At 55.7% G+C, this 21,782-nt stretch carries 23 protein-coding genes and 1 other annotated feature; of the genes, 9 read left to right on the forward strand and 14 right to left on the reverse strand.

The window, feature by feature from the left end:
* Positions 1–13 precede the first annotated feature (13 nt).
* The 4 genes from EPG66_RS06950 to EPG66_RS06965 all read right to left on the reverse strand — a co-directional run bounded on the left by EPG66_RS06950 (position 14) and on the right by EPG66_RS06965 (position 4,081).
* Complete coding sequence (locus EPG66_RS06950; protein WP_010255936.1) at positions 14–1,315, reverse strand: inosine/guanosine kinase; 1,302 nt, start codon at positions 1,313–1,315, stop codon at positions 14–16.
* Between the two features lie 58 nt (positions 1,316–1,373).
* Positions 1,374–2,333 (reverse strand): ferrochelatase, encoded by a 960-nt coding sequence (hemH, locus tag EPG66_RS06955; protein WP_031592157.1) that lies wholly within the window; start codon positions 2,331–2,333, stop codon positions 1,374–1,376.
* Between the two features lie 113 nt (positions 2,334–2,446).
* Entirely contained in the window at positions 2,447–3,091 is a 645-nt protein-coding gene (gene adk, locus EPG66_RS06960; RefSeq protein ID WP_010671225.1) for an adenylate kinase, read from the reverse strand.
* A 129-nt stretch (positions 3,092–3,220) separates the two neighbouring features.
* Positions 3,221–4,081, reverse strand: a complete 861-nt coding sequence (locus tag EPG66_RS06965) for a DUF6024 family protein (RefSeq protein WP_182686326.1) — start codon at positions 4,079–4,081, stop codon at positions 3,221–3,223.
* A gap of 186 nt (positions 4,082–4,267) precedes the next feature.
* Between EPG66_RS06965 and EPG66_RS06970 the strand changes: the two genes are divergently transcribed.
* Entirely contained in the window at positions 4,268–5,137 is an 870-nt protein-coding gene (locus tag EPG66_RS06970) for a LysR substrate-binding domain-containing protein (protein ID WP_022626103.1), read from the forward strand.
* 356 nt (positions 5,138–5,493) lie between these two features.
* On the opposite strand, the gene htpG is transcribed toward EPG66_RS06970, so the two are convergent.
* From htpG to EPG66_RS07000, 6 genes are all read right to left on the reverse strand, one after another.
* A complete protein-coding gene (gene htpG / locus EPG66_RS06975) occupies positions 5,494–7,368 on the reverse strand; it encodes a molecular chaperone HtpG (RefSeq protein WP_029519428.1) in 1,875 nt (624 codons plus the stop codon).
* A 97-nt stretch (positions 7,369–7,465) separates the two neighbouring features.
* Positions 7,466–8,071, reverse strand: a complete 606-nt coding sequence (gene recR, locus EPG66_RS06980; protein ID WP_003850420.1) for a recombination mediator RecR — start codon at positions 8,069–8,071, stop codon at positions 7,466–7,468.
* Positions 8,071–8,403 carry a YbaB/EbfC family nucleoid-associated protein gene (locus EPG66_RS06985; protein ID WP_031592161.1) on the reverse strand — a complete coding sequence of 111 codons (333 nt, stop codon included), beginning with the start codon at positions 8,401–8,403 and terminating at the stop codon, positions 8,071–8,073. The genes recR and EPG66_RS06985 overlap by 1 nt, the downstream gene beginning before the upstream one ends.
* 55 nt (positions 8,404–8,458) lie before the next feature.
* Complete coding sequence (gene dnaX / locus EPG66_RS06990) at positions 8,459–10,543, reverse strand: DNA polymerase III subunit gamma/tau (RefSeq protein WP_182686328.1); 2,085 nt, start codon at positions 10,541–10,543, stop codon at positions 8,459–8,461.
* Positions 9,056–9,117 (reverse strand) — a sequence feature (DnaX frameshifting element). Its footprint overlaps the gene before it by 62 nt.
* Before the next feature lie 158 nt (positions 10,544–10,701).
* Positions 10,702–11,253, reverse strand: a complete 552-nt coding sequence (apt, locus tag EPG66_RS06995) for an adenine phosphoribosyltransferase (RefSeq protein ID WP_031592164.1) — start codon at positions 11,251–11,253, stop codon at positions 10,702–10,704.
* Between the two features lie 144 nt (positions 11,254–11,397).
* Positions 11,398–11,787, reverse strand: coding sequence for a DUF454 family protein (locus EPG66_RS07000; protein ID WP_069025898.1), 390 nt, complete (start codon positions 11,785–11,787; stop codon positions 11,398–11,400).
* 57 nt (positions 11,788–11,844) lie between these two features.
* Here EPG66_RS07000 and priC point away from each other — a divergent pair, with 57 nt between their 5' ends.
* The 3 genes from priC to rsmS are packed head-to-tail and all read left to right on the forward strand — an operon-like array spanning position 11,845 to position 12,830.
* Positions 11,845–12,366, forward strand: a complete 522-nt coding sequence (priC, locus tag EPG66_RS07005) for a primosomal replication protein PriC (RefSeq protein WP_182686330.1) — start codon at positions 11,845–11,847, stop codon at positions 12,364–12,366.
* A 57-nt stretch (positions 12,367–12,423) separates the two neighbouring features.
* The gene (locus tag EPG66_RS07010; protein WP_039388332.1) at positions 12,424–12,669 is read left to right on the forward strand and encodes a GlsB/YeaQ/YmgE family stress response membrane protein; all 246 of its coding nucleotides are present in this window, start codon (positions 12,424–12,426) and stop codon (positions 12,667–12,669) included.
* A gap of 8 nt (positions 12,670–12,677) precedes the next feature.
* The gene (gene rsmS, locus EPG66_RS07015; RefSeq protein ID WP_010255907.1) at positions 12,678–12,830 is read left to right on the forward strand and encodes a pleiotropic regulatory protein RsmS; all 153 of its coding nucleotides are present in this window, start codon (positions 12,678–12,680) and stop codon (positions 12,828–12,830) included.
* Here rsmS and acrR read toward each other — a convergent pair.
* The gene (gene acrR, locus EPG66_RS07020) at positions 12,827–13,471 is read right to left on the reverse strand and encodes a multidrug efflux transporter transcriptional repressor AcrR (RefSeq protein WP_069025897.1); all 645 of its coding nucleotides are present in this window, start codon (positions 13,469–13,471) and stop codon (positions 12,827–12,829) included. The genes rsmS and acrR overlap by 4 nt on opposite strands.
* Before the next feature lie 142 nt (positions 13,472–13,613).
* On the opposite strand from acrR, the gene EPG66_RS07025 reads away from it, so the two are divergent.
* From EPG66_RS07025 to ykgO, 4 genes are all read left to right on the forward strand, one after another.
* Positions 13,614–14,807, forward strand: a complete 1,194-nt coding sequence (locus EPG66_RS07025) for an efflux RND transporter periplasmic adaptor subunit (protein WP_182686332.1) — start codon at positions 13,614–13,616, stop codon at positions 14,805–14,807.
* Between the two features lie 16 nt (positions 14,808–14,823).
* Complete coding sequence (locus EPG66_RS07030) at positions 14,824–17,979, forward strand: multidrug efflux RND transporter permease subunit AcrB (RefSeq protein ID WP_031592166.1); 3,156 nt, start codon at positions 14,824–14,826, stop codon at positions 17,977–17,979.
* A gap of 162 nt (positions 17,980–18,141) precedes the next feature.
* Positions 18,142–18,396, forward strand: coding sequence for a type B 50S ribosomal protein L31 (locus EPG66_RS07035; RefSeq protein ID WP_010671219.1), 255 nt, complete (start codon positions 18,142–18,144; stop codon positions 18,394–18,396).
* A gap of 11 nt (positions 18,397–18,407) precedes the next feature.
* Complete coding sequence (gene ykgO / locus EPG66_RS07040) at positions 18,408–18,548, forward strand: type B 50S ribosomal protein L36 (protein ID WP_010255896.1); 141 nt, start codon at positions 18,408–18,410, stop codon at positions 18,546–18,548.
* 45 nt (positions 18,549–18,593) lie between these two features.
* Here ykgO and EPG66_RS07045 read toward each other — a convergent pair whose 3' ends face one another.
* From EPG66_RS07045 to EPG66_RS07055, 3 genes are read right to left on the reverse strand one after another with little or no spacing between them, the layout of a single operon-like run.
* On the reverse strand, positions 18,594–19,472 hold the full coding sequence (locus EPG66_RS07045; RefSeq protein ID WP_031592168.1) for a metal ABC transporter substrate-binding protein: 879 nt from the start codon (positions 19,470–19,472) through the stop codon (positions 18,594–18,596).
* Between the two features lie 15 nt (positions 19,473–19,487).
* Positions 19,488–20,327 carry a metal ABC transporter permease gene (locus tag EPG66_RS07050; protein WP_010255890.1) on the reverse strand — a complete coding sequence of 280 codons (840 nt, stop codon included), beginning with the start codon at positions 20,325–20,327 and terminating at the stop codon, positions 19,488–19,490.
* Complete coding sequence (locus tag EPG66_RS07055; RefSeq protein ID WP_069026576.1) at positions 20,324–20,992, reverse strand: metal ABC transporter ATP-binding protein; 669 nt, start codon at positions 20,990–20,992, stop codon at positions 20,324–20,326. The genes EPG66_RS07050 and EPG66_RS07055 overlap by 4 nt, the downstream gene beginning before the upstream one ends.
* 341 nt (positions 20,993–21,333) lie before the next feature.
* Here EPG66_RS07055 and EPG66_RS07060 point away from each other — a divergent pair, with 341 nt between their 5' ends.
* Positions 21,334–21,687: a hypothetical protein gene (locus tag EPG66_RS07060; protein ID WP_031592173.1), complete on the forward strand. Its 354-nt coding sequence runs from the start codon at positions 21,334–21,336 to the stop codon at positions 21,685–21,687.
* Positions 21,688–21,782: the final 95 nt, after the last annotated feature.

Raw genomic sequence — 21,782 nt, forward strand, 5'->3', positions numbered from 1 at the left:
GCAGCTGCCAGCTTTACCGATCCCAGTAAGACTCTTCCAGACTGTCTTCCCGCTCCGGCAGGCCGCGGGTCAGACGCGGCGAATGCTGATTCAGCACCTGGTAGCTGACGCGGTTGGCATATTTACATACCTGCGCCAGCGACGAGTAGGTCAGGTAAGGACGCGCATGTTTGCTGGAGTTCGGCACATTCAGGCTGTGATAGTTGTTGGCGGTGATGTCATGCAGTAACGCCGCCAGCGCGCCATCTCCGGCGCCGTTGGTGTTCATGATCTTTTCCGGTCCGCCCATATAAGGCGCGATGTGCGAGAAAATGCGCAGCGGCTGCTGGCAATCCTGCTGGCGCATCACCCGGCTGAACTCATACTGGTTGAATTCAGCAATCGCGCCAGGCAGCAGCGGATGGTTGGTTTTGCGTTTGAACTCTTCTTCGGTGTAACCCGCCATATAGAGCCCAATCGGGCCAGCGGTACACAACACCAGATCGACCCAGTCCAGCGCCATATTGGCGGCGAGCAGTGGATCGCTTTCGCCGGTCAGCGCCAGCGCTTCCTCTTCATTCATCGCCACGATACTGACATGCTCGCGCAGGAAATCGCGCCAGAACTGAGGATTGTCGCCAATCACATGTTTGGTGCCCAGCGTCAGCACCACCGGCACGTTGTGGCGTTTGGCATACTCAATCGCCCGTAACGTTGCCTGCGGCATCGGTTCACCTTCGGCACAGCGCACCAGATAGGAGGTCAGTACCAGCGCAGAGGCTCCGGCGATCACCTCTTCCGGTACGTTATCCGGATGGAGCTGGTTCATCTGGCCGGGGCTGATAGCAAAGGTTCGCTCGCCATGTTCGCCAATCAGCGTAAAGCAGCGGCCAATGGCGCCATCCACGCCCTGCAGATAGTTAAGATCGACCCGGCTTGAGGTGTTGCAGAGATAGCGATAGGCGTAGCCGCCAATCTGGATATTGTTGCACATGACGCCCAGCAGTACGGAGCGGTCATCGGCCAGCACCGAGAAGTTATGCAGTGTGTTACCGATGGTGCCACCGGCAAACTGATGGGTGATCAGCGCTTCCTGCATCAGCTCGTTGTACAACGCTTCCGCGACGGCATTATCGATAACCAGCGAGTGCCCGGCACTCAGGCCATAACGTGCGAGAAAAGCGTCATCGACTTTGGCTTCGATATCCACCAGCGTCTGGTCGATACCCACCACCCAGCTGCCTGCATCAACATCGTGCTGGGCGGGCTGTAACAGGGGATCGCGTGCGCTGACAGGAAAGTAGTGTTTGGATTTGCGTTTGCCGGGAAATTTCATCGGGAGGTGCCGTCTGGAAAAACAGGCGGAGAATGATATCACACTCTCCGCCTGCGCTTTAACGGCGAGCGTCGACCAGTTGCACCATCATGTCGATATGCGCCTCATCGGCGTTCAGCGCAGGGATATACTCAAACTTCTCACCCCCGGCATGCATAAAGATTTCGCAGTTTTCACCACTGATCTCTTCCAGCGTCTCCAGGCAGTCTGACGAGAAGCCCGGGCTCATCACCTGAACATGTTTGATCCCTTTAGCGGGCAGGCTTTCCATGGTTTTATCGGTGTAGGGCATCAGCCAGGGCTCACGACCGAAACGCGACTGGAAAGTCATCATGTACTGATCGTCACGCAGGCCCAGCGCTTTGACCAGGGCCGCCGTGGTATCCGCACAGCGCTGCGGGTAGTCATCGCCTTCGTTAGCAAAACGCTGCGGAATGCCGTGGAAGGATAACACCAGCAGATCGGGCTGACCGTGCCGCTCAAAGGATCGCTCTACCGTCGCTTTCAGCGCGGCGATATAGGCCGGATGTTCGGCGTAGTCGCGGATAAACTGCACATCAGGCAGCGAGCGGTAATCTTTGAATACCGCGGTCAGGCCATCCCACACTGCCGCCACGGTGGAGCAGGAGAATTGCGGATAGAGCGGCAGCACAATCAGGCGGGTCACGCCCTGCGCCATCAGCTTATCTACCGCGCTTTTCAGGCTCGGATTACCGTAGCTCATGCCCAGCTCGACGGGCATATCGACCCGTGCCGCCAGCGCATCGCGCTGACGCATGCTGTAAACCAGCAGCGGTGAACCGCCTTCCATCCAGACCGATGCGTAGAGCTTAGAGACGCGCGGCGAGCGAAACGGCAGAATAACGGCATTGAGAACCGGCCACCAGAGCCAGCGCGGCGCATCGACCACGCGCGGATCGCTTAAAAACTGTTTCAGATAGCGTTTAACTGCAGGTGTGGTGGGCGCGTCTGGCGTACCTAAATTAACCAATAACACGCCGGGCTTATCTTGCCTCATTTGAGTTCCTTGATAACAACGGGGATGCGTGAAAACGGGGAAATTGTAGCGGAATAAGCGGGAGGTAAAAGCGATTACTGCAAAAGGGGCCAGTAATACCGGCCCCTGTGAACTTAGCCCAGGATCTTAGCCAGCTCGGCACTCACTTCGGTCACCTTACGGGTGCCGTCGATTTTGTGATAGGCGGTGTTGCCCGCTTCCGCTTCTTTGCTGTAGTAAGCAATCAGCGGCGCGGTCATCTGATGATATTCAACCAGGCGCTTACGCACGGTCTCTTCCTGATCGTCTTTACGCATGGTCAGCTCTTCGCCGGTCACATCATCTTTGCCTTCCACTTTCGGTGGATTAAAAGTGACGTGATAAACGCGGCCTGATGGCGTGTGAACGCGACGGCCCACGATACGCTCAACGATCAATTCATCCGGTACGGCGAACTCCAGCACGTGATCAACGGTGATCCCGGCCTCTTTCATTGCATCTGCCTGAGGAATAGTGCGCGGGAAACCGTCCAGCAGGAAACCGTTTTTGCAGTCTTCCTGGGTGATACGCTCTTTGACCAGCGCAATCACCAGCTCATCGGTCACCAGTTTGCCAGCATCCATAATGGCTTTCGCCTGGTTGCCCAGCTCGCTGCCTGCTTTTACTGCTGCACGCAACATGTCGCCGGTGGAGATTTGCGGAATGCCATACTTCTCCATGATGAATTGGGCCTGAGTCCCCTTACCTGCGCCCGGAGCTCCGAGCAGAATAATACGCATTGCGTAAATCCCCTTGCGAATCGCATTGATCTATCTTAGAAGCGAAAGAACATACCATTATGACCCGCTCATCACAAGGAAGGGCGCGGATCGCGCAGGGCGACCTGAGTCGCTTTTTGGCCCTGGCCCCTACCCGCCTGGTCTGCCTGACGCTTTTTCAGACTTACCGCCTGAGCCGAGCAGGAATTGCAGTCGTCGGCTCAGATGATGGGTCATATTGACGCTTTTTTTGCCGCTGCCGCGCACGTTAGCATTCAGCAGCAGCCGCGCCTGCAGCGGCCATTTCACCACATCTTCCGCATCTGACAGCGATGTGATCACGGAGGCCGGGACATTAAAACTGGCAAACGGCAAACCGGGCTGATGGCAGGAGTTCAGCGGCAGCGGGTCTGACAGGGAGAGCGCATCGACGGTGGCGGCATTGTAAGGCCGCCAGTGCGGATCGTTGAAGCGGCGCAGTGCCTCATGCGTGGCGGTCAGCGTCAGCCCCTGCTCGAAAAGCCGCAGTTCGCTGCGCACCAGCGTACTGAAGTCATGGGTCCGCAACGCCACCAGCACCAGATCGCTGCAGATCTCAGCGTGGCGATCCAGTCGGGTGACAAACAGATGGGCTTCGTCGATCAGTTTCTGATGCAGCACGCTGGCAAAACTCTCGCTCGCTTCCGTCACCCCCTGGTTCTGGCAATCCCGCAGCGGACGCACGCGGCCATTGGGCAATTCGACATGCGGTACCAGCATGATGCTGCCCGCGATCAGCGGAACTGCTGGCAGGATGTTGAGTTCGGTTACCGGAAAGTGCGAGGCGTAACGGTGCTGATTGCGCGCCTGCTCCTGCCGCAGAAAGAGCTGAGAAAGAAGGACCTGAGCCACATGCAGCGAGGGCGCGAAGAAGAGATCGAACTGCTCCAGCCGGTAAAAACGTGAGAGCGCCAGGCGTAACCGATGGCGCGCCTCTGCTGAAGTTTCAGAGGATAAAGAGCGGTGTGCCATGGTTGTCTCGCTTCGGGGAGTGTGCGGCGTGAACGCTGGTTAAGCGAGGCGGAATACCCTGAAAAATCACAGATATAAGGCTGAGTCAACCCGCCAGAATTTGCCCTACAGACTAGGTCAATGCGGCTGGACTTTAAAATGATATAAATTGACAATCCCTGTTAGATTTTTGCACAGGGGAAGAGGATGAACGGACTGCCGCCACTAAGAGCGCTGCACTATTTTCACCAGGCAGCCTTACACAGCAGTTTTAGCGTGGCGGCTGAACATCTGCATGTTACGCACAGCGCCATCAGCCATCAGATTCGCCAGCTGGAGAGCTGGATGGGCAAACCACTTTTTGTCCGCAGCCATGGCCGCGTGAAACTGACCTCACACGGTGAACGTCTGCTGCTGAGCTGTCAGCAGGCGTTCAGTGAGTTGCGCAGCAGCTGCGAAAGCATTCGTACCGGGCTGCTTCAGCAGATTCGGGTCTCCTGCGCCCCCAGCTTTTTGTCGCAATGGCTGATTCCCCGTATCGCCAGCTTTTATCAACGCTATCCGGAGATTGAGGTTCACTTCCAGCCGCTGACGCAGATCTCGCAACTGCGCAGTGAACATGTGGATGTACTGATCCTCAGTCATGGCGAGCCACCTGAATCTGACATAGACGCCACGCTGGTCAGCGAGGATGAGATTGGCCCGCTCTGCGCACCTCACTTTGCTTCGCAGCTGCGGGTCGGCGAGGATCTGGCCGCGATGCCCCTGCTGCATGCGGATACCCGGCTGCACGCCTGGTCAGAGTGGGCGGACAAAGCTGGGGTCAGTGGCCGCTTTAACGGCGGAAAGCATTTTGAGAGTCTGACACTGGGGATTCAGGCCGCACGAAGTGGTCTTGGCGTCCTGATGGCACCACGTTTACTGGTACGCAAAGAGCTGGAGGATGGCACGCTGCTAGCACCGCTTGGCTTTGTACGCGTCGAGCGTGCCACATGGATGATGACAAAGCAGAGCCGGCGGCATGATACGGAGATCAGCCTGTTTCGCGACTGGCTGCAGGATGCCGCAAAACCATAAAAAAAGCCGGTGAGGGTCACCGGCTTCAGACAGCTGACAAATTTACTGCTTTTAACCCTGAAATCCCGCTCACAATCAGCGCTGACTGAGTCAGACAGACGGCATCAGAGTCAATGCGATGGGAGCATACGCCTGGCGCAAAGCATCGCGGGCCATGGACAAAAACGCCGGGAGCGTTTTTGAACAACGCAAGCGTTGGCCCGGCAACGGGCGCACCTCAGGGATGAGGTGCGTAATCGCCCGCGCTGAGCCCGCCATGGAGGGCGGCTTTTTGCGTCTTTGCAGAGGGCGTATGCTCCCTGAGCCAGCATCGTATCTGCAACTTCAGGCCGGTGAAAACCACCAGCCTGTTGCCGTTATGCGGTCAGCAGCTGGTTCATGCGGCGGATAAACTGGTTAGGATCGTCCAGCGTGCCGCGCTCGGCCAGCAATGCCTGATCCAGCAGCAGCTCAATCCACTCACCGAAGCGTGCTTCATCCTGCGTATCCGCAACACGTTTCACCAGCGGATGATCCGGGTTGATTTCGAACAGGTACTTCACTTCCGGCACTTCCTGTCCGGCCGCGGCAAACAGCTTCGCCATCTGCGTGGTCATCTCGTTGGCGTCGGTGGTGACAATCGCCGGGGTATCGGTCAGGCGATGCGTCAGACGCACCTCTTTCACGCGTTCGCCCAGCAGAGTTTTCACCCGCTCAACAAAAGGCTCCAGCGCTTTTTCCGCCTCTTTCTGCTCTTCGGTCTCTTCATCCGCCAGCTTGCTCAGCGATTCATCCGCTTTGCTGACTGACTGGAAGGTTTTACCATCGAACTCAGTGAGGTAGCTCATCATCCATTCGTCGATGCGATCGGAGAGCAGCAGCACCTCAATGCCTTTTTTGCGGAACAGTTCCAGATGCGGGCTGCTCTTCGCGGCGGCATAGCTGTCAGCGGTGATGTAGTAAATCTTCTCCTGGCCTTCCACCATGCGGCTGACGTAATCTTCCAGCGAAATGGTTTGTGCCGAACCTTCACTCTGGGTGGTGGCGAAACGCAGCAGCTTAGCGATCGTCTCCTGGTTAGCGTGATCTTCCGCCGGGCCCTCTTTCAGCACCAGACCAAACTCATTCCAGAAGGTCTGATATTTCTCGTTGTCATCTTTTGCCAGTTTTTCCAGCATCTGCAGGGTACGCTTCGTCAGCGCGGCGCGCAGGCTCTGGGTCACGCGGCTATCCTGCAGGATCTCACGGGAGACGTTCAGCGGCAGATCGTTGGAGTCAATCAGGCCACGCACAAAGCGCAGATAGTTCGGCATAAACTGCTCAGCGTCATCCATGATAAAGACGCGCTGCACGTAGAGTTTCAGGCCATGTTTCTGATCGCGGTTCCACATATCGAATGGCGCACGCGCCGGAATGTAGAGCAGGCTGGTATATTCCTGCTTACCTTCTACCCGATTGTGGCTCCAGGCGACCGGATCGCTGTAATCGTGGGCGATATGCTTGTAGAACTCGTTGTACTCTTCATCGCTGATCTCAGATTTATTGCGGGTCCACAGCGCCTGGGCTTTGTTAATCTTCTCCCAGTGGGTTCCTTCGCCTTCTTCATCTTTGCTTTCGATCTCAACCGGCAGCGCGATGTGATCGGAATATTTGCTGATGATGTTGCGCACGCGCCATGCATCCAGGAACTCATCCTCGCCTTCGCGCAGATGCAGGGTGATCTCGGTACCGCGATCGGCTTTCTCAATCTCAGCCAGGGTATATTCGCCCTCGCCTGCGGATTCCCAGAACACGCCTTCTTCGGCTGACGCGCCCGCGGCACGGGTACGCACCGTGACTTTATCCGCCACGATGAATGCCGAATAGAAACCGACACCGAACTGACCAATCAGCTGGCTATCTTTCGCCTGATCGGAGCCCAGCGATTCAAGGAAGGATTTGGTGCCTGATTTGGCGATAGTCCCGAGGTTCTCAATGACCTCATCGCGACGCATACCGATACCGTTGTCGCTGAGCGTAATGGTACGGTTGTCCTTATCAACAGAGAGACGAACGTGTAGCTCGCCATCACCTTCATACAGGCTGGAATCTGACAGGGCACGGAAGCGCAGTTTGTCTGCCGCATCCGAGGCGTTGGAGATCAGCTCACGCAGGAAAATTTCTTTGTTTGAATAGAGAGAATGGATCATCAGGTGCAGAAGTTGTTTTACTTCCGACTGAAAGCCACGGGTCTCTTGTCCTTTCATGGTCATTGCTACCTCAACAAAACAGGTTGAACAAACGTTGAGGTTGATGTGGGGGTGACAGGGAGATTTTCAAGCCGGTGTCTGTCACAACACCGGCAATTGATTAAAATTTAAACTTCTGGCGGCCCGCCAGTGAATGGGACAGCGTGGTGCCATCAACCATCTCCAGCTCACCGCCCACCGGCACGCCGTGCGCGATACGGCTGGCGTCGACGCCATACTGACCACAGAGTTCCGCGATGTAGTTCGCGGTCGCCTCGCCTTCCACCGTCGGGTTGGTGGCGAGGATCACTTCCTGCAGGGTTTCACTCTCCAGTCGCTGCTCCAGACGATCCAGGCCAATATCAGCCGGACCGATGCCGTCGAGCGGCGAGAGATGTCCCATCAGCACAAAGTAGCGACCGCCAAACTGGCCGGTTTGCTCAATGGCGTGAATATCCGCCGGGCTTTCCACCACGCAGATTTGACCATTCTGCTGACGCCGTGGATTGGCGCAGATGGTGCAAATTTCCTGCTCGGTGAATGTCCGGCAATCGGCGCAGTGTCCAATCTCCGACATCGCCCGGGTCAGCGCCTGCGCCAGCCGCATGCCACCGCTGCGATCGCGCTGCAGCAGCTGAAACGCCATGCGCTGCGCCGACTTCGGCCCAACGCCGGGCAGACAGCGCAGCGACTCCATCAAAGATTCAAGCAGTGGACTGGTTTGCATCAGAACGGCATCTTAAAGCCTGGTGGCAGCTGCATGCCTGAAGAGACAGAAGCCATCTTCTCTTTCTGGGTTTCATCAATGCGACGTGCCGCATCGTTGAACGCGGCTGCAATCAGATCTTCCAGCATATCTTTGTCATCTTCCAGCAGGCTGGGATCGACTTCCACGCGACGGCAGTTGTGCGCGCCGTTAATGGTGACTTTTACCAGGCCAGCACCAGACTCACCGGTCACTTCAATCGCGGCAATCTCTTCCTGAACCCTGGCCATTTTGTCCTGCATCTGCTGGGCCTGTTTCATCAGGTTGCCCAATCCGCCTTTACCACCAAACATAGTTTTCTCTCTCAGCTGAGGCTACAACGCTATCGTTAAGATAGCAGCAGCGTGTTCAAACAGGTCGGATACTCTCCTCATCCAGATCGGCATCAAAAAAGCGCTGCAGCGTCTGGATGTGGGTATCACAGGTGATCGACTGACGCGCCTGCGCCAGTTTCTCTTCGTAAATGGCCTGACGCCATTCAAGTGGCGTCAACACCGATGAATTATCGTCTTCAACTACCGAGAGTTCAACTCTCTGCCCGGCATGCTCACTCAGCGCATCACTTAATACCTGCTGCGCCGACGGTGAATTAAGGTGACGCTGGCTGCTACGCAAATGCAGGCAGACTCCACTTTCGGTGGTCTCTTTCCAGGCATTTAACGCCAGCTGCTGCACCAGTTTCGGCAGCGGCAGGATCGCAATCTCTGCGGCCCAGGGATCGCGCTGCTGCGCTTCTTCGGCCAGACGCGCCGCCAGCTCAGGGGTTTTCTCATGCTCCAGAGCAGAACGCAAGGCCTTTGGCGTCGCCACCGGCTCCGCCACTTCTACCGGCTGATTAACCGCTTTCCAGCGGTACGCTTCCTCTTTTACCGGGGCGGCAGGCTCGCGATCGCGGATACGCTGCTGACTGCGCTCGGTGACCGAGGCCAGCCGCTCCAGCGCGGAGTTGGCCGGCCGCGCACCTGGCGCTGCCGGCTCACGCTTTTTTGGCTTGTTCGCTCCCTGACGCAACAACTGAGTGCGCGCCTGCAGGAGCTGACTGGTGGAACTAGAGAGTGTAGTGTCAGGTGCGGCATCTGGCGACGGCGAGTGCTGCGGTGCAGCATCGGGCGCGGCCATCTGCGGCTGAGCAGCAACCTGCTGCTGCGTCTGCTCCGGCATCTGCTGCGCTACGGGCGACGCGGTGTGCGACGGCGGCGCAGCGGCAGGTGACGGTGAGGCTGGCTGTGCTGCCGGTTGCCGTGCTAACGGCGATGGCCTGGATGCTGCCGGGGACGTCTGCGCAGGGGCGACAGGTGCCGTCTGCTGAGTTAATGCGGGACGCGCAATGGGTTCAGCCACGGCAGCTTTAGGATGAAACGCCAGTGCACGCAGCAGCGTCATCTCCACACCCATGCGACGATCGGGCGCAATCGGCAGATCCTTGCGGCCCATCAACAGGGTCTGATAATAGAGTTGCAGATCGGCGGGCGGCACCACGCGTGCCAGTTCACGCAAGCGAAGGGCGTTACTCTCATCATCGTCGTTGAGCGAGGTCGGCAGCAGTTGCACCATCGCAATCTGGTGCAGCAGGCGCAGCATTTCTACCAGCAGCGCTTCCCATTCCACACCCCGTGACGCGGCCTGGCTCAACAGGTTCATCACCTGCTGACCGTCACCGTCGACCAGCGCTTCCAGCAGCCCCAGCGGCTGTTCATCATCCAGCGTGCCGAGCATGACGCTGACCGTACTGCTGGTCACCGCGCCCTGCCCCATGGCAATGGCCTGGTCGGTAAGGCTCAGCGCATCACGCATACTGCCATCGGCAGCCCGCGCCAGCAGCTGCAACGCCCGGGTTTCACTCTCAATCTGTTCCTGCTTCAGAACATGCTCAAGCTGCTGACGGATTTGATCCACATCCAGCGCTTTGAGGTGGAACTGCAGGCAGCGCGAGAGAATGGTCACCGGCAGTTTCTGCGGATCGGTGGTCGCCAGCAGGAATTTAACGTGTGATGGGGGCTCTTCCAGCGTCTTTAACAGCGCATTGAAGCTGTGACGCGACAGCATATGCACTTCATCGATCAGATAGACTTTGAAGCGGCCACGCGCCGGGGCGTACTGCACGTTGTCGAGCAGATCGCGGGTATCTTCAACTTTGGTACGCGAAGCGGCGTCGATCTCAATCAGATCGACAAAGCGGCCCTGCTCAATTTCACGGCAGTTATCACACTGACCACAGGGGGTGGCAGTGATACCGGTTTCGCAGTTAAGGCCTTTGGCCAGCAGACGCGCAATGGTGGTTTTCCCTACTCCGCGGGTGCCGGAGAAGAGATAAGCATGATGGATGCGTCCCAGAGACAATCCATTCGCCAGCGCCGTCAGAACATGTTCCTGACCGATAACATCAGCAAAAGCCTGGGGACGCCATTTTCGCGCAAGTACCTGATAGCTCATGTGGAGTTCGACGAAGTTGGATGGAAAGATGAGCGCAGACGCTCTGCAACCCCTGTATAAGATTGCAGTAGTCTATCAGCTACGCTTTTGGCTGGCACTCGTTATCTTGACGCCGAAGGCGTGACGGCCTCGCCGGATGGCAAGGCCGAAAGAGTGGCTTAGTGGCCGGGGAATTTAACCAGGCTGTAGCTCTCAACGCCCAGGGCATTAAGACGCGTTTCTCCGGTCAGATCGAACAGGTTAATAATGAAAGCCGCGTCTTTGACTTCACCGCCTGCACGACGAATCAGTTTAACGGTCGCTTCAATCGTCCCGCCGGTCGCCAGCAGGTCGTCAACCACCAGCACCAGATCGCCTGGCTGGATGGCATCTTTGTGCAATTCCAGCTTATCGGTGCCGTACTCCAGCTCATAGGATTCGCTGTAGACCTCACGGGGCAGTTTGCCGGGCTTACGCACCGGAACAAAACCGACGCCAAGGCCTAACGCTACCGGTGCACCAAACAGGAAACCGCGCGCTTCCGTCCCCACCACCTTAGTAATGCCTTTATTACGGTAACGCTCAACCAGCAGCGCAATCGACGCGGCATAGGCTTTGGGATCTTCCAGCAGGCTGGTGACATCGCGGAACAGGATGCCTGGCTTAGGATAATCGGGAATGCTTTTAATGCTGTTTTTAATGAATTCAAGCTGCTGCGCAGTGTCGGTCATAATGATACGCCTGGTAAAAAATTCTGTTTCGCGCAGCTTCAAAAGCGCTTATACCTGATAAAAGGCTCAGCGGAAGTCAATTCACAAAGGGAAGCCACGCACGAAGACGCCCAAATCTAAGCAAATGACCGGCTAAATGCAACTTTATCGCGGTGGCGGCGGCGCGTCCGCTGCTTCTGCCACCACCGGAATACGCCACATAAACAGCAGCAGCGCCACCAGCATGATCAGCAGCATGATGCGTACCCAGAGCTGATGCACCAGGAAGAGTGAGAGACTAAAGGTTGCGACTATCAGACAGATAGCGCGTACTTTAGCCCCTGGCGGCATCGCGCGATGCTGCTGCCAGTGGCGCAGATAGCGACCAAATGGCGATTTCCACAGTAGCCAGTGATGAAAACGCGGCGATGAACGGGCAAAACACCAGGCAGCCAGCAGCATGAATGGCGTGGTAGGTAATAAAGGTAATACAATGCCCAGCGTCCCCAGCACAATCGCCAGCCAGCCGAGGGTTAATAACAGAATGCGTTGCATGAATGCCGCCCAACTCTTTCCTCATCAGCGTACGTTAGCACAATTGAGCGTCACGCGATGAGTGCGATCGCCATACAACAGCGCCTGCAACAACTCCTTATCGCCCTGCGGCAGGAGCTTGCCTGCCATTCAGATGGGGTTTGCCGTCTGCCACGTTTTGATACTCAGCTGTTTCGCACCAAAGGCACGCGGCTGGCTGATTACCTGCTGGAAGTGGAACAGAATTTTGCCCGGCTGTGCGACAGCAGCCACGATCTGGCCCGCAGTGCCTGGCTGGCTGAGCGCCTGGTCGATCAGATTGCCGCCCTGCAACGTGAGGCGAGTACGCAACAGCTGCGTACCCGACGCGAACAGCCCGTCAGGAACCCACGCGCCGCAAAATATCAGGAGTACCGTGAATTTGAACGGCGTTTGCTGGCAATGATCGATCAGCGTGAGCAGCGCCTGTCGCTGGCCGAAACGCTGGCGGTACAGCATCAGCTGAAACAGGATCTGGAAACGTTAGAGCAGCGACTGGCACGCTGTCGGCAGGCGATTCGCTCGGTTGAATGGGCCTCGTCGTTGCGCGGCAGCGAATAAAGCGCAGCGTGACAAAAGCGCTCCTATACTGGGTGTGATTCGGCGCGGAGAAGAACCATGGCTTTACTTGTGTGGCTGTTAAGCGGTTTACTGCTGGGGTTGCTGAAGCGCCTGCTGATGCCGGGACCACCGGGCGGCCTGGTTGCTACCCTGACTCTGTCGATGATCGGGGCTCTGATTGGCGGCTATATCGCCACCTATTTTGAGCTGGGCACCCTGGCAACGCTGCATATCGGCGCACTGGGCGTGGCGATTATCGGTGCATTAGTGATGCTGCTGGTCGCAGCCCGACTACGTATTTAGGAGAAGAGATGTCACTGGAAAATGCCCCTGACGACGTCAAACTGGCAGTTGATTTGATTCAGCTACTGGAAGAGCATCAACTGCCAGTGGAAACCGTGCTTTCAGCGCTGGCCATGGTGCAGCGCGATTTCGAAAACAAGCGCGATCGCCCATCGGCTTAGTGGTGGGCTGTCGCAGTCAGCGTCGGACTGAGGCGCAGCATATCGATAAAGGCATTAACCAGCGTCGGCGCGTCTCCGGCTAAATCAAAACTGTCCGGCGCAAACAGCCAGCTTTCCATCATACCGTTGACGTAACCGCGCAGGATAAGAGCGGCCTGACGCGTGCTGAGACTGCCCGGAAGCTGTCCGGCTTCGATACACTGGCGCAGGACATCTTCAATTTTGTCGTAGCATTCCAGCAGTAAGCTCTGCTGCATATTCTTCAGCGCCGACATTTCGCCCACAAATTCGCACTTGTGGAAAATGATCTCCATCAAGGCGCGGCGCTGCGGATCCTTTGCTGTCGCGTCAAAGATATAGACCAGCATCGCTCGCAACACAGAGAGTGGATCGCCAGGGTATTTTGTCTGATACTCAAGTTCCACATCGTCCAGACCAGCATCACAACGAAGCCATATTTCATGTAATACATCGGCTTTATTTTTGAAGTGCCAGTAGATGGCACCTCGCGTGACGCTGGCAGCGGTTGCAATATCCGCCAGAGAAGTGGCTGAAACGCCCTGCTGCGAAAACAGAACAATGGCGGCATCAAGAATTTGATGTCGCGTTTCAAGTGCTTGCGCTTTGGTTTTTCGTGCCATAAGGGGCTTTTTTTACAAACAGGTAAGTTTACATACATTTGCGAATGTATGTACCATAGCATGACCTGCGACTTGACACAGCAATGGGTTTTTCAGTTTGTGATCCATTGACCAATTGATATCGGACACTAGAGGTTTATTTATGAATAAAATCAGAGGATTATCGCCTCTGGCGGCCGTCCTGATGCTATCAGGCAGCTTTTTGTTAACAGGATGTGACAACAATAAATCCGAACAAGCCGCCCAGCAACCGCCAGCAGTGGGGGTTGTAACATTGAAAACTGAACCCCTGAAAATCTCGACTGAATTACCTGGCCGCACCTCGGCATATCGTGTCGCCGAAGTCCGTCCGCAGGTTTCCGGTATCATTCTGAAGCGTAACTTTGTTGAAGGCAGCGATGTCAAAGCGGGTCAGTCTCTTTATCAGATCGATCCTGCTACCTATCAGGCCGCCTATGACAGCGCCAAAGGTGATTTGACTCAGGCGCAGGCCAATGCTCGCATCGCTCAGTTGACCGTCAAACGTTATAAGCCTTTACTCGGCACCAAATATATCAGTCAGCAGGATTACGACACCGCCGTTGCCACGGCCGCGCAAAACGATGCTGCGGTTCAGGTAGCAAAAGCCAATGTAGAAACGGCCCGCATTAACCTGGCTTATACCAAAGTCACCTCGCCTATCAGTGGCCGCATCGGCAAATCGTCGGTAACGGAAGGTGCGCTGGTACAAAACGCACAAACCACCGCCCTGGCCACTGTGCAGCAACTTGATCCGATGTATGTGGACGTCACCCAGTCGAGCGAAGATTTCATGCGCTTACGTTCAGAACTGGAGTCGGGTCAGCTGAAGCAGAACGATGGCAAAGCCAACGTGACCTTGCTGATGCAGAACGGCAACAGCTATCCACAGACCGGTACGCTGGAGTTCTCTGACGTTACCGTTGATGAAACCACCGGTTCTATCACCCTGCGCGCCATTGTCCCGAACCCGAACCATGCGCTGTTACCGGGCATGTTTGTTCGCGCACGTCTGGATGAAGGCACCAATCCTAATGCGCTGCTGGTTCCGCAACAGGCGGTAGCCCGTACCCCAACGGGTCAGGCAACGGTCATGGTGGTGGGTGCAGATAACAAAGTGGAAGCTCGTCAGGTCACCACCTCTCAGGCGATTGGCGACAAATGGTTAGTCACCGACGGTGTTAAAGCGGGTGAACGTGTGATCAGCACGGGTCTGCAGCGAGCCAAGCCGGGCGCACAGGTTACCCCACAAGAAGTCTCAGACGATGCGAAAGCGGCACCCGGTTCAAAGCCGCAGTCTGACAAGTCATCGTCATAACAGGAGCCGTTGATTCATGGCTAAGTTCTTTATCGATCGGCCCATCTTTGCGTGGGTGCTCGCCATCATCATTATGCTGGTCGGTGCGCTATCGATTCTCAAACTTCCGATTGAGCAATATCCCAATGTTGCACCACCGGCGATTGAGATTCAGGCCACCTACCCTGGTGCAGATGCTAAAACGCTGCAGGACTCGGTGACCCAGGTCATCGAACAAAATATGAACGGTATTGATGGACTGATGTATATGTCCTCAAGCAGCGATTCATCCGGTACGCTGACCCTGACGATCTCCTTTGAGTCAGGGACAGATGCCGATATCGCGCAGGTTCAGGTGCAGAACAAACTGCAGCTGGCGACGCCGCTGTTACCGCAGGAAGTACAGCAACAGGGGATTCAGGTTAAGAAATCTTCCAGTAGCTTCCTGATGGTAGCGGGCTTCATCAGCGACGATGACAATATGACGCAGAATGATATTTCTGACTTTATTTCATCGTCCATCAAAGATCCGATCAGCCGTACCAAAGGCGTGGGTGATACCCAGGTATTTGGTGCGCAGTACGCGATGCGTATCTGGATGGATCCGCACAAGCTGAACAACTACAACCTGACGCCGGTTGATGTTATCAGCGCGCTGAATACTCAGAACACCCAGGTTGCTGCCGGTCAGTTGGGCGGTACGCCTCCGGTTCCGGGACAGCAGCTTAACGCCTCTATCATTGCGCAAACCCGTCTCACCTCTACCGATGAATTCGGCAAAATCCTGCTGAAAGTGAATGAAGATGGTTCTCAGGTTCGTCTGCGTGATGTGGCAAGGATTGAACTTGGCGCGGAAAACTACGAGATCGTTGCCCGTTATAACGGCAAGCCTGCGTCCGGTATCGGTATCAAGCTGGCCACCGGTGCGAATGCGCTGGATACCGCCAATGCGGTGAAAGAAGAACTGGCCAAATTGCAGCCGACGTTCCCGGCCGGTTTGAAAGTGGTCTATCCGTATGACACCACGCCTTTCGTCAAGATCTCGATTTTCGAAGTGGTGAAAACGCTGATCGAAGCGATCGTGCTGGTGTTCCTGGTTATGTATCTGTTTCTGCAGAACTTCCGCGCCACGCTCATTCCTACCATCGCGGTCCCCGTGGTATTGCTGGGTACGTTTGCCGTTATCAGCGCTTTTGGCTATTCGATAAACACCCTGACGATGTTCGGGATGGTGCTGGCCATCGGCTTGCTGGTGGATGACGCCATCGTGGTGGTCGAGAACGTTGAGCGCGTGATGGCGGAAGAGGGATTACCGCCAAAAGAAGCGACTAAGCGTTCAATGGAGCAGATCCAGGGCGCACTGGTCGGTATCGCACTGGTGCTGGCTGCCGTATTTATTCCAATGGCGTTCTTTGGTGGTTCGACCGGTGTTATCTACCGTCAGTTCTCCATCACTATCGTTTCGGCAATGGCGCTGTCGGTGCTGGTCGCCTTTATTCTGACGCCGGCACTCTGTGCCACCATGCTGAAACCGATTAAAAAAGGCGAGCACGGTAAAACCACCGGTTTCTTCGGCTGGTTCAACCGCATGTTCGACAAAAGCACCAACCACTATGTGGATGGTGTGGGTCACATGGTTCGCAGTACGGGTCGCTATATGTTGATCTATCTGGTGATCGTGGTCGGTATGGCGTTTCTGTTTGTGCGCCTGCCCTCTTCATTCTTACCGGAAGAGGATCAGGGTCTGCTGCTGGCTCAGGCGCAGCTGCCTGCTGGTGCAACCCAGGAGCGTACGCAGAAAGTGCTGGATCAGGTGACGGATTACTTCCTGACCCAGGAGAAAGACACGGTTAAATCGGTGTTTACCGTTAACGGCTTCGGCTTTGCCGGTCGTGGACAGAACACCGGTATCGCCTTCGTCAGTCTCAAGCCGTGGGATGAGCGTACCGGCAGCGACATGAAAGTACCGGCGATTGCTGGCCGTGCCATGCAGGCGCTGGGCGCGATCAAAGATGCAATGGTCATTCCTTTCAACCTGCCAGCCATTATTGAACTGGGTAACGCGACCGGCTTCGACTTTGAGCTGATCGACCAGAATAACCTTGGCCACGATAAGCTGACGGAAGCGCGTAATCAGCTGTTCGGCATGATTGCGCAACATCCTGATACGCTGGTTGGCGTCCGTCCTAACGGGATGGAAGATACGCCACAGTACAAGCTGACCATCGATCAGGAGAAAGCACAGGCGCTGGGCGTATCACTGAGTGATATCAACACCACGCTGGCGGCTTCCTGGGGCGGTTCCTACGTCAATGACTTCATTGACCGCGGTCGCGTGAAGAAAGTTTACGTCATGGGTAAAGCGGACGCCCGCATGCTGCCGGACGACATTGGTAAATGGTACGTGCGCAACAGCAGCGGAACCATGGTGCCCTTCTCTGCCTTCTCATCAGCGAAATGGCAATATGGTTCACCGCGTCTTGAGCGTTACAACGGTCTGCCTGCGATGGAAATCCTGGGACAGGCTGCGCCAGGCAAAAGCTCAGGTGCGGCAATGGACCTGATGGAAGAGCTGGCGGCGAAACTGCCTGCCGGTATCGGCTATGACTGGACCGGCATGTCCTATCAGGAACGCCTGTCAGGCAACCAGGCCCCTGCGCTCTATGCCATCTCACTGATTGTGGTCTTCCTGTGTCTCGCCGCACTGTACGAGAGCTGGTCGATTCCATTCTCGGTTATGCTGGTTGTCCCGCTCGGGGTCATTGGTGCACTGATCTTTACCACCCTGCGTGGCCTGAGTAATGACGTCTACTTCGTAGTGGGGTTACTGACAACCATCGGCCTCTCCACCAAGAACGCCATCCTTATCGTCGAATTTGCTAAAGATTTGATGGATAAAGAGGGTAAAGGGCTGATTGAAGCTGCGCTGGAAGCGTGCCGTATGCGTCTGCGTCCTATCCTGATGACGTCTCTGGCGTTTATTCTCGGGGTACTGCCGCTGGCGATCAGTACCGGGGCCGGTTCCGGTTCGCAAAACGCCGTAGGTACCGGTGTTATCGGTGGTATGGTCACCGCGACCATACTGGCGATCTTCTTCGTTCCTGTGTTCTTTGTGGTGGTACGCCGCCGCTTTGGCAAGAAAAAAGAAGAATCAGCGAACAGTCATCCGGTTGAGCATAACCAGACTCACTAAGCTGTAAATCATCTGAGGCCGCGCAAGCGGCCTTTTTTTATGCCTGCGATTCTGCCCTTCTCATTTCCTGTTCCCTTGCTTTTCCTGTCTCATGGGCAGTTGCAATCCTGGTCTATGCATCGCATAATAATGTTATGTTATAACATTACATAGGTGTGCATTATGAAAGCGAATATTCATCCTCACTATCGTCACGTGGTCTTCCATGACACATCGGCTGATGTCTGGTTCAAAATCGGATCAACCATCAAAACCGATCGCACCGTGGAGTTCGAAGGCGAAACGCTACCTTACGTCACCCTGGATGTGTCGTCTGCCTCACATGTGTTCTACACCGGCAAACAGAAAGATTTTGCCAAAGAGGGCAGCACCGCACGCTTTAACCAGCGTTTCGGGCGTTTTCTTGGAAAGAAATAGAGGAGAGGATCATGCAGGTATTAAGCTCGCTGCGTTCAGCAAAAAATCGCCATCGGGATTGTAAAGTGGTCCGCCGCAAAGGCCGTATTTACGTTATCTGTAAATCGAACCCGCGGTTTAAAGCAGTACAGGGAAGAAAGAAAAAACGCTAGTTTGTGTCGTGATGACTGGCCGGGCTTGCCCGGCCTTTTTTATGCTTAGTGCATGCTCTTCAGCATCGCATTCACGTTGTGTTTAAAAGCCGCCTGATAGCTGGCTGCCGGGCCAGAGGCCGTGGATAACGCTTCCGGATAGAGCTCACCACCCGGCTCAGCCCCGGTGGCGCTGGCAATCTGTTTTACCAGCCGCGGGTCGGTCTGGTTCTCAATGAAATAGCGGTTGATGTGCTGCTGCTTCAACTGGGTGATTAAGTTACCCACGTTGCTGGCACTCGCTTCCGCCTCAGTAGAGAACCCTACCGGCGCCAGAAAAGTCACGCCATATCGCTGTCCAAAGTAACCAAAGGCATCGTGACTGGTCAGCACTTTACGCTTATCGGCTGGCACAGCGTCAAAGGCAGTTTTTGCCCAGCGATCCAGCGCCTGCAGCTGCTGAATGTAATTCTGTCCACGCTGGCGGATAGCCGGAGCGTCTTCAGGATCGGCTTTGACCAGCGCATTCATCACGTTGGTCGCGTAGATAACGCCGTTCTGCATGCTGTTCCAGGCGTGAGGATCGGTAACGGTTTTACCCTCTTCCTCCATGCTGCGGGTGGTGACACCAGTTGAGGCGACAATCGGCTGACCGCGATACCCTGAGGCGCTGACCAGCCGATCCATCCACCCTTCCAGCCCCAGTCCGCTGACAAACACCAGATCGGCCTTCGCCAGCGCCTGACTGTCCTGCGGTGTCGGTTCAAATGTATGAGGATCGCCATTGGGCCCCACCAGGCTTTTAACCTTTACATGATCGCCGCCGACCTGTTTAACGATGTCAGCCAGCACGGTAAAGCTGGCCACGACATCCACCGTTTTGGCCATCGCCAGAGGCGTGGCAAACAGCGCAGCGAGTGCCACGCTAACCGGTAATTTTTTCATAGATACCCCTTAAGATTAATGGCGGCGTAAAATTCCGCCGCACGGCCCTGTAAGAATGGAGAAAAAAAACAGCATAGCGGCGCTCAGCACCACAGCGGGACCTGCAGGCAATGAGAAGTGCCAGGAGAGCATCAGCCCGGCCAGCGCCGAAATCATTGCCATGAAAATGGCGATAACCAGCATCGCGGCGAGATGGCGACTCCAGAAGCGGGCGCTGGCGGCGGGCAACATCATTAAACCCACCGACATCAGGGTGCCCAGCACCTGAAAACCCGCCACCAGATTCAGCACCACCAGCATTAAAAACAGACCATGCACCAGCGGTGCGCTCCATTTTCCCTGCGCACGCAGAAAGTCGCCGTCAAACGCATCAATGACCAGCGGACGATAGATCACCGCCAGCAGAATCAACGTAAAGGCAGCGATGCCGCCTACCAGCAACAGCGCTGCGTTGTCTACCGCCAGCAGCGAGCCAAACAGAACGTGCAGCAGATCCACGCTTGAGCCGCGTAATGAAACCAGCGTGACGCCCAGCGCCAGTGAACCCAGATAGAACCCGGCGAAACTGGCATCCTCTTTCAGCGGCGTGTAGCGACTGACCGCGCCAGAGAGCAGCGCCACGGCTAAACCGGCGATCAGGCCGCCGACACCCATCGCGACCAGTGACAATCCGGAGATCAGATAGCCAATGGCGGCACCGGGCAGCACCGCGTGTGATAAGGCATCGCCAATCAGGCTCATACGTCGCAGGGAGAGAAAGACCCCGAGCGGCGTGGCGCTGACAGCCAGCGCCAGGCAGGCCACCAGCGCGCGTCGCATAAAACCAAACTCAATAAAGGGTTGAATAAGAGTCACGGCGCACGACTCCGCAGAGAGGAAGCAGGCAGGCAGGTGCAGTTAACCTCACGTTCATCCATCGACATCACGTTACTGAAGTAGCGCGCCACCAGCGGACGATCGTGCAGCACCACTAGCAGGGTTGTTCCGGCCTGCTGTTGCTGCTCAAGGATCGACATCAGTAGCGTCACCGTCTGGCTGTCAATACCGTTAAAAGGCTCATCCAGAAGCCAGAGCTGGCTGCGCTGCAGCATCAGCCGCGCAAACAATACCCGCTGCAGTTGTCCACCGGATAACGTTGCGGGCTGCGCATCCGCATAATCACTCATCTGAACCGCTTCCAGCGCCTGCCAGATCTCCCGACGCAGTATCCGGTTAATGCCGCCGAACCAGCCGCAGCGTGGCCAGCAGCCAATAGAGACCAGTTCAAATACCGTCAGGGGAAAGCGGGTCTCAAGTTCGGTGCGCTGCGGCAACCAGCCGATATCCCGACGTGCAACCTGCAGCTCATAGCGCCCGGCTATCGGTGGCAGTAAGCCAGCAATGGTTTTCAACAGGGTTGATTTGCCGCTACCGTTCGCGCCGACCAGCGCGGTCATTGAGCCTGCTGCGAGCTGGCCGGTAATGGCCGGCGTCACAATCTGTCCCTGGTAGCCCGCGCGAAGCGCGTTAAACAGGATCATGCGCTGATCCCCCATTTTATTGCCACGGCAAGCAGCGTGATAAATAGCAGTGCTACTCCCAGCCGCCCGCCCAGTGACATAAGTAGTCCACTCTGCCGCATCACTTCACCATAATGTTATAACATAACAGTAAAGATACCTGATGTTGCTCTCTGTTGAATGTGGGATTGTGTATCAAAAGATAAATAACACCTGTACGCACTGGCAGACCCGCGCTGGCGGTAAGGGCCGCGACCGCGTCTGGCTAAACTCAGAAACTGAGAGTTTTGTGCTCAACTGGCTTGCAAACCAGTTGCAGAAAACCAATGATAGGTTTATTAACGGTTATAAGTGGAACAGATATGCTGTCACGTATTGAATGTGATATTGCTGCGGGTGAATCGGACTGCGCAAAAATAGCAGAGATTGTTCAGCGGAATATTCTCAAAATAACCGATTTGCTGGTAGGGGATTTACGCTGGTACTCACACAATGCCCGATTAGTTCCAGGCAGTTTAAAAATCATTTCGGTTGAATACCAGGATCTGAATAGTTTTAAATTACTTTACGATTTTGACTGGAATTTATTTAGTCCCTGCCTGGATCTAAATGAAACCGTGACGCAGTCAGAACAGGTAAACTTTCACATTAAGCCCGGTGCACTTGAGTTTGATGTGATCGACAATGAGCAACCCTCCCCTGGCGATGAATTGTAATATTTAGTAATGGAGGTGAGCAGAACTAATGGTTTTACACTATCTTTAAGGTATCCCGTTTAATAACTGCCCGAATAATCGCTTCCTGGCCGCGT

It is taken from the genome of Pantoea pleuroti, from assembly GCF_014156615.1.
In the GTDB taxonomy this organism is placed as follows: domain Bacteria; phylum Pseudomonadota; class Gammaproteobacteria; order Enterobacterales; family Enterobacteriaceae; genus Pantoea; species Pantoea agglomerans.

Coding starts and splice junctions, on each gene's coding strand:
- EPG66_RS06950 (WP_010255936.1), bottom strand. CDS start 1,315: ATGAAATTTCCCGGCAAACGCAAATCCAAACACTACTTTCCTGTCAGC.
- hemH (WP_031592157.1), bottom strand. CDS start 2,333: ATGAGGCAAGATAAGCCCGGCGTGTTATTGGTTAATTTAGGTACGCCA.
- adk (WP_010671225.1), bottom strand. CDS start 3,091: ATGCGTATTATTCTGCTCGGAGCTCCGGGCGCAGGTAAGGGGACTCAG.
- EPG66_RS06965 (WP_182686326.1), bottom strand. CDS start 4,081: ATGGCACACCGCTCTTTATCCTCTGAAACTTCAGCAGAGGCGCGCCAT.
- EPG66_RS06970 (WP_022626103.1), top strand. CDS start 4,268: ATGAACGGACTGCCGCCACTAAGAGCGCTGCACTATTTTCACCAGGCA.
- htpG (WP_029519428.1), bottom strand. CDS start 7,368: ATGACCATGAAAGGACAAGAGACCCGTGGCTTTCAGTCGGAAGTAAAA.
- recR (WP_003850420.1), bottom strand. CDS start 8,071: ATGCAAACCAGTCCACTGCTTGAATCTTTGATGGAGTCGCTGCGCTGT.
- EPG66_RS06985 (WP_031592161.1), bottom strand. CDS start 8,403: ATGTTTGGTGGTAAAGGCGGATTGGGCAACCTGATGAAACAGGCCCAG.
- dnaX (WP_182686328.1), bottom strand. CDS start 10,543: ATGAGCTATCAGGTACTTGCGCGAAAATGGCGTCCCCAGGCTTTTGCT.
- apt (WP_031592164.1), bottom strand. CDS start 11,253: ATGACCGACACTGCGCAGCAGCTTGAATTCATTAAAAACAGCATTAAA.
- EPG66_RS07000 (WP_069025898.1), bottom strand. CDS start 11,787: ATGCAACGCATTCTGTTATTAACCCTCGGCTGGCTGGCGATTGTGCTG.
- priC (WP_182686330.1), top strand. CDS start 11,845: ATGAGTGCGATCGCCATACAACAGCGCCTGCAACAACTCCTTATCGCC.
- EPG66_RS07010 (WP_039388332.1), top strand. CDS start 12,424: ATGGCTTTACTTGTGTGGCTGTTAAGCGGTTTACTGCTGGGGTTGCTG.
- rsmS (WP_010255907.1), top strand. CDS start 12,678: ATGTCACTGGAAAATGCCCCTGACGACGTCAAACTGGCAGTTGATTTG.
- acrR (WP_069025897.1), bottom strand. CDS start 13,471: ATGGCACGAAAAACCAAAGCGCAAGCACTTGAAACGCGACATCAAATT.
- EPG66_RS07025 (WP_182686332.1), top strand. CDS start 13,614: ATGAATAAAATCAGAGGATTATCGCCTCTGGCGGCCGTCCTGATGCTA.
- EPG66_RS07030 (WP_031592166.1), top strand. CDS start 14,824: ATGGCTAAGTTCTTTATCGATCGGCCCATCTTTGCGTGGGTGCTCGCC.
- EPG66_RS07035 (WP_010671219.1), top strand. CDS start 18,142: ATGAAAGCGAATATTCATCCTCACTATCGTCACGTGGTCTTCCATGAC.
- ykgO (WP_010255896.1), top strand. CDS start 18,408: ATGCAGGTATTAAGCTCGCTGCGTTCAGCAAAAAATCGCCATCGGGAT.
- EPG66_RS07045 (WP_031592168.1), bottom strand. CDS start 19,472: ATGAAAAAATTACCGGTTAGCGTGGCACTCGCTGCGCTGTTTGCCACG.
- EPG66_RS07055 (WP_069026576.1), bottom strand. CDS start 20,992: ATGATCCTGTTTAACGCGCTTCGCGCGGGCTACCAGGGACAGATTGTG.
- EPG66_RS07060 (WP_031592173.1), top strand. CDS start 21,334: ATGCTGTCACGTATTGAATGTGATATTGCTGCGGGTGAATCGGACTGC.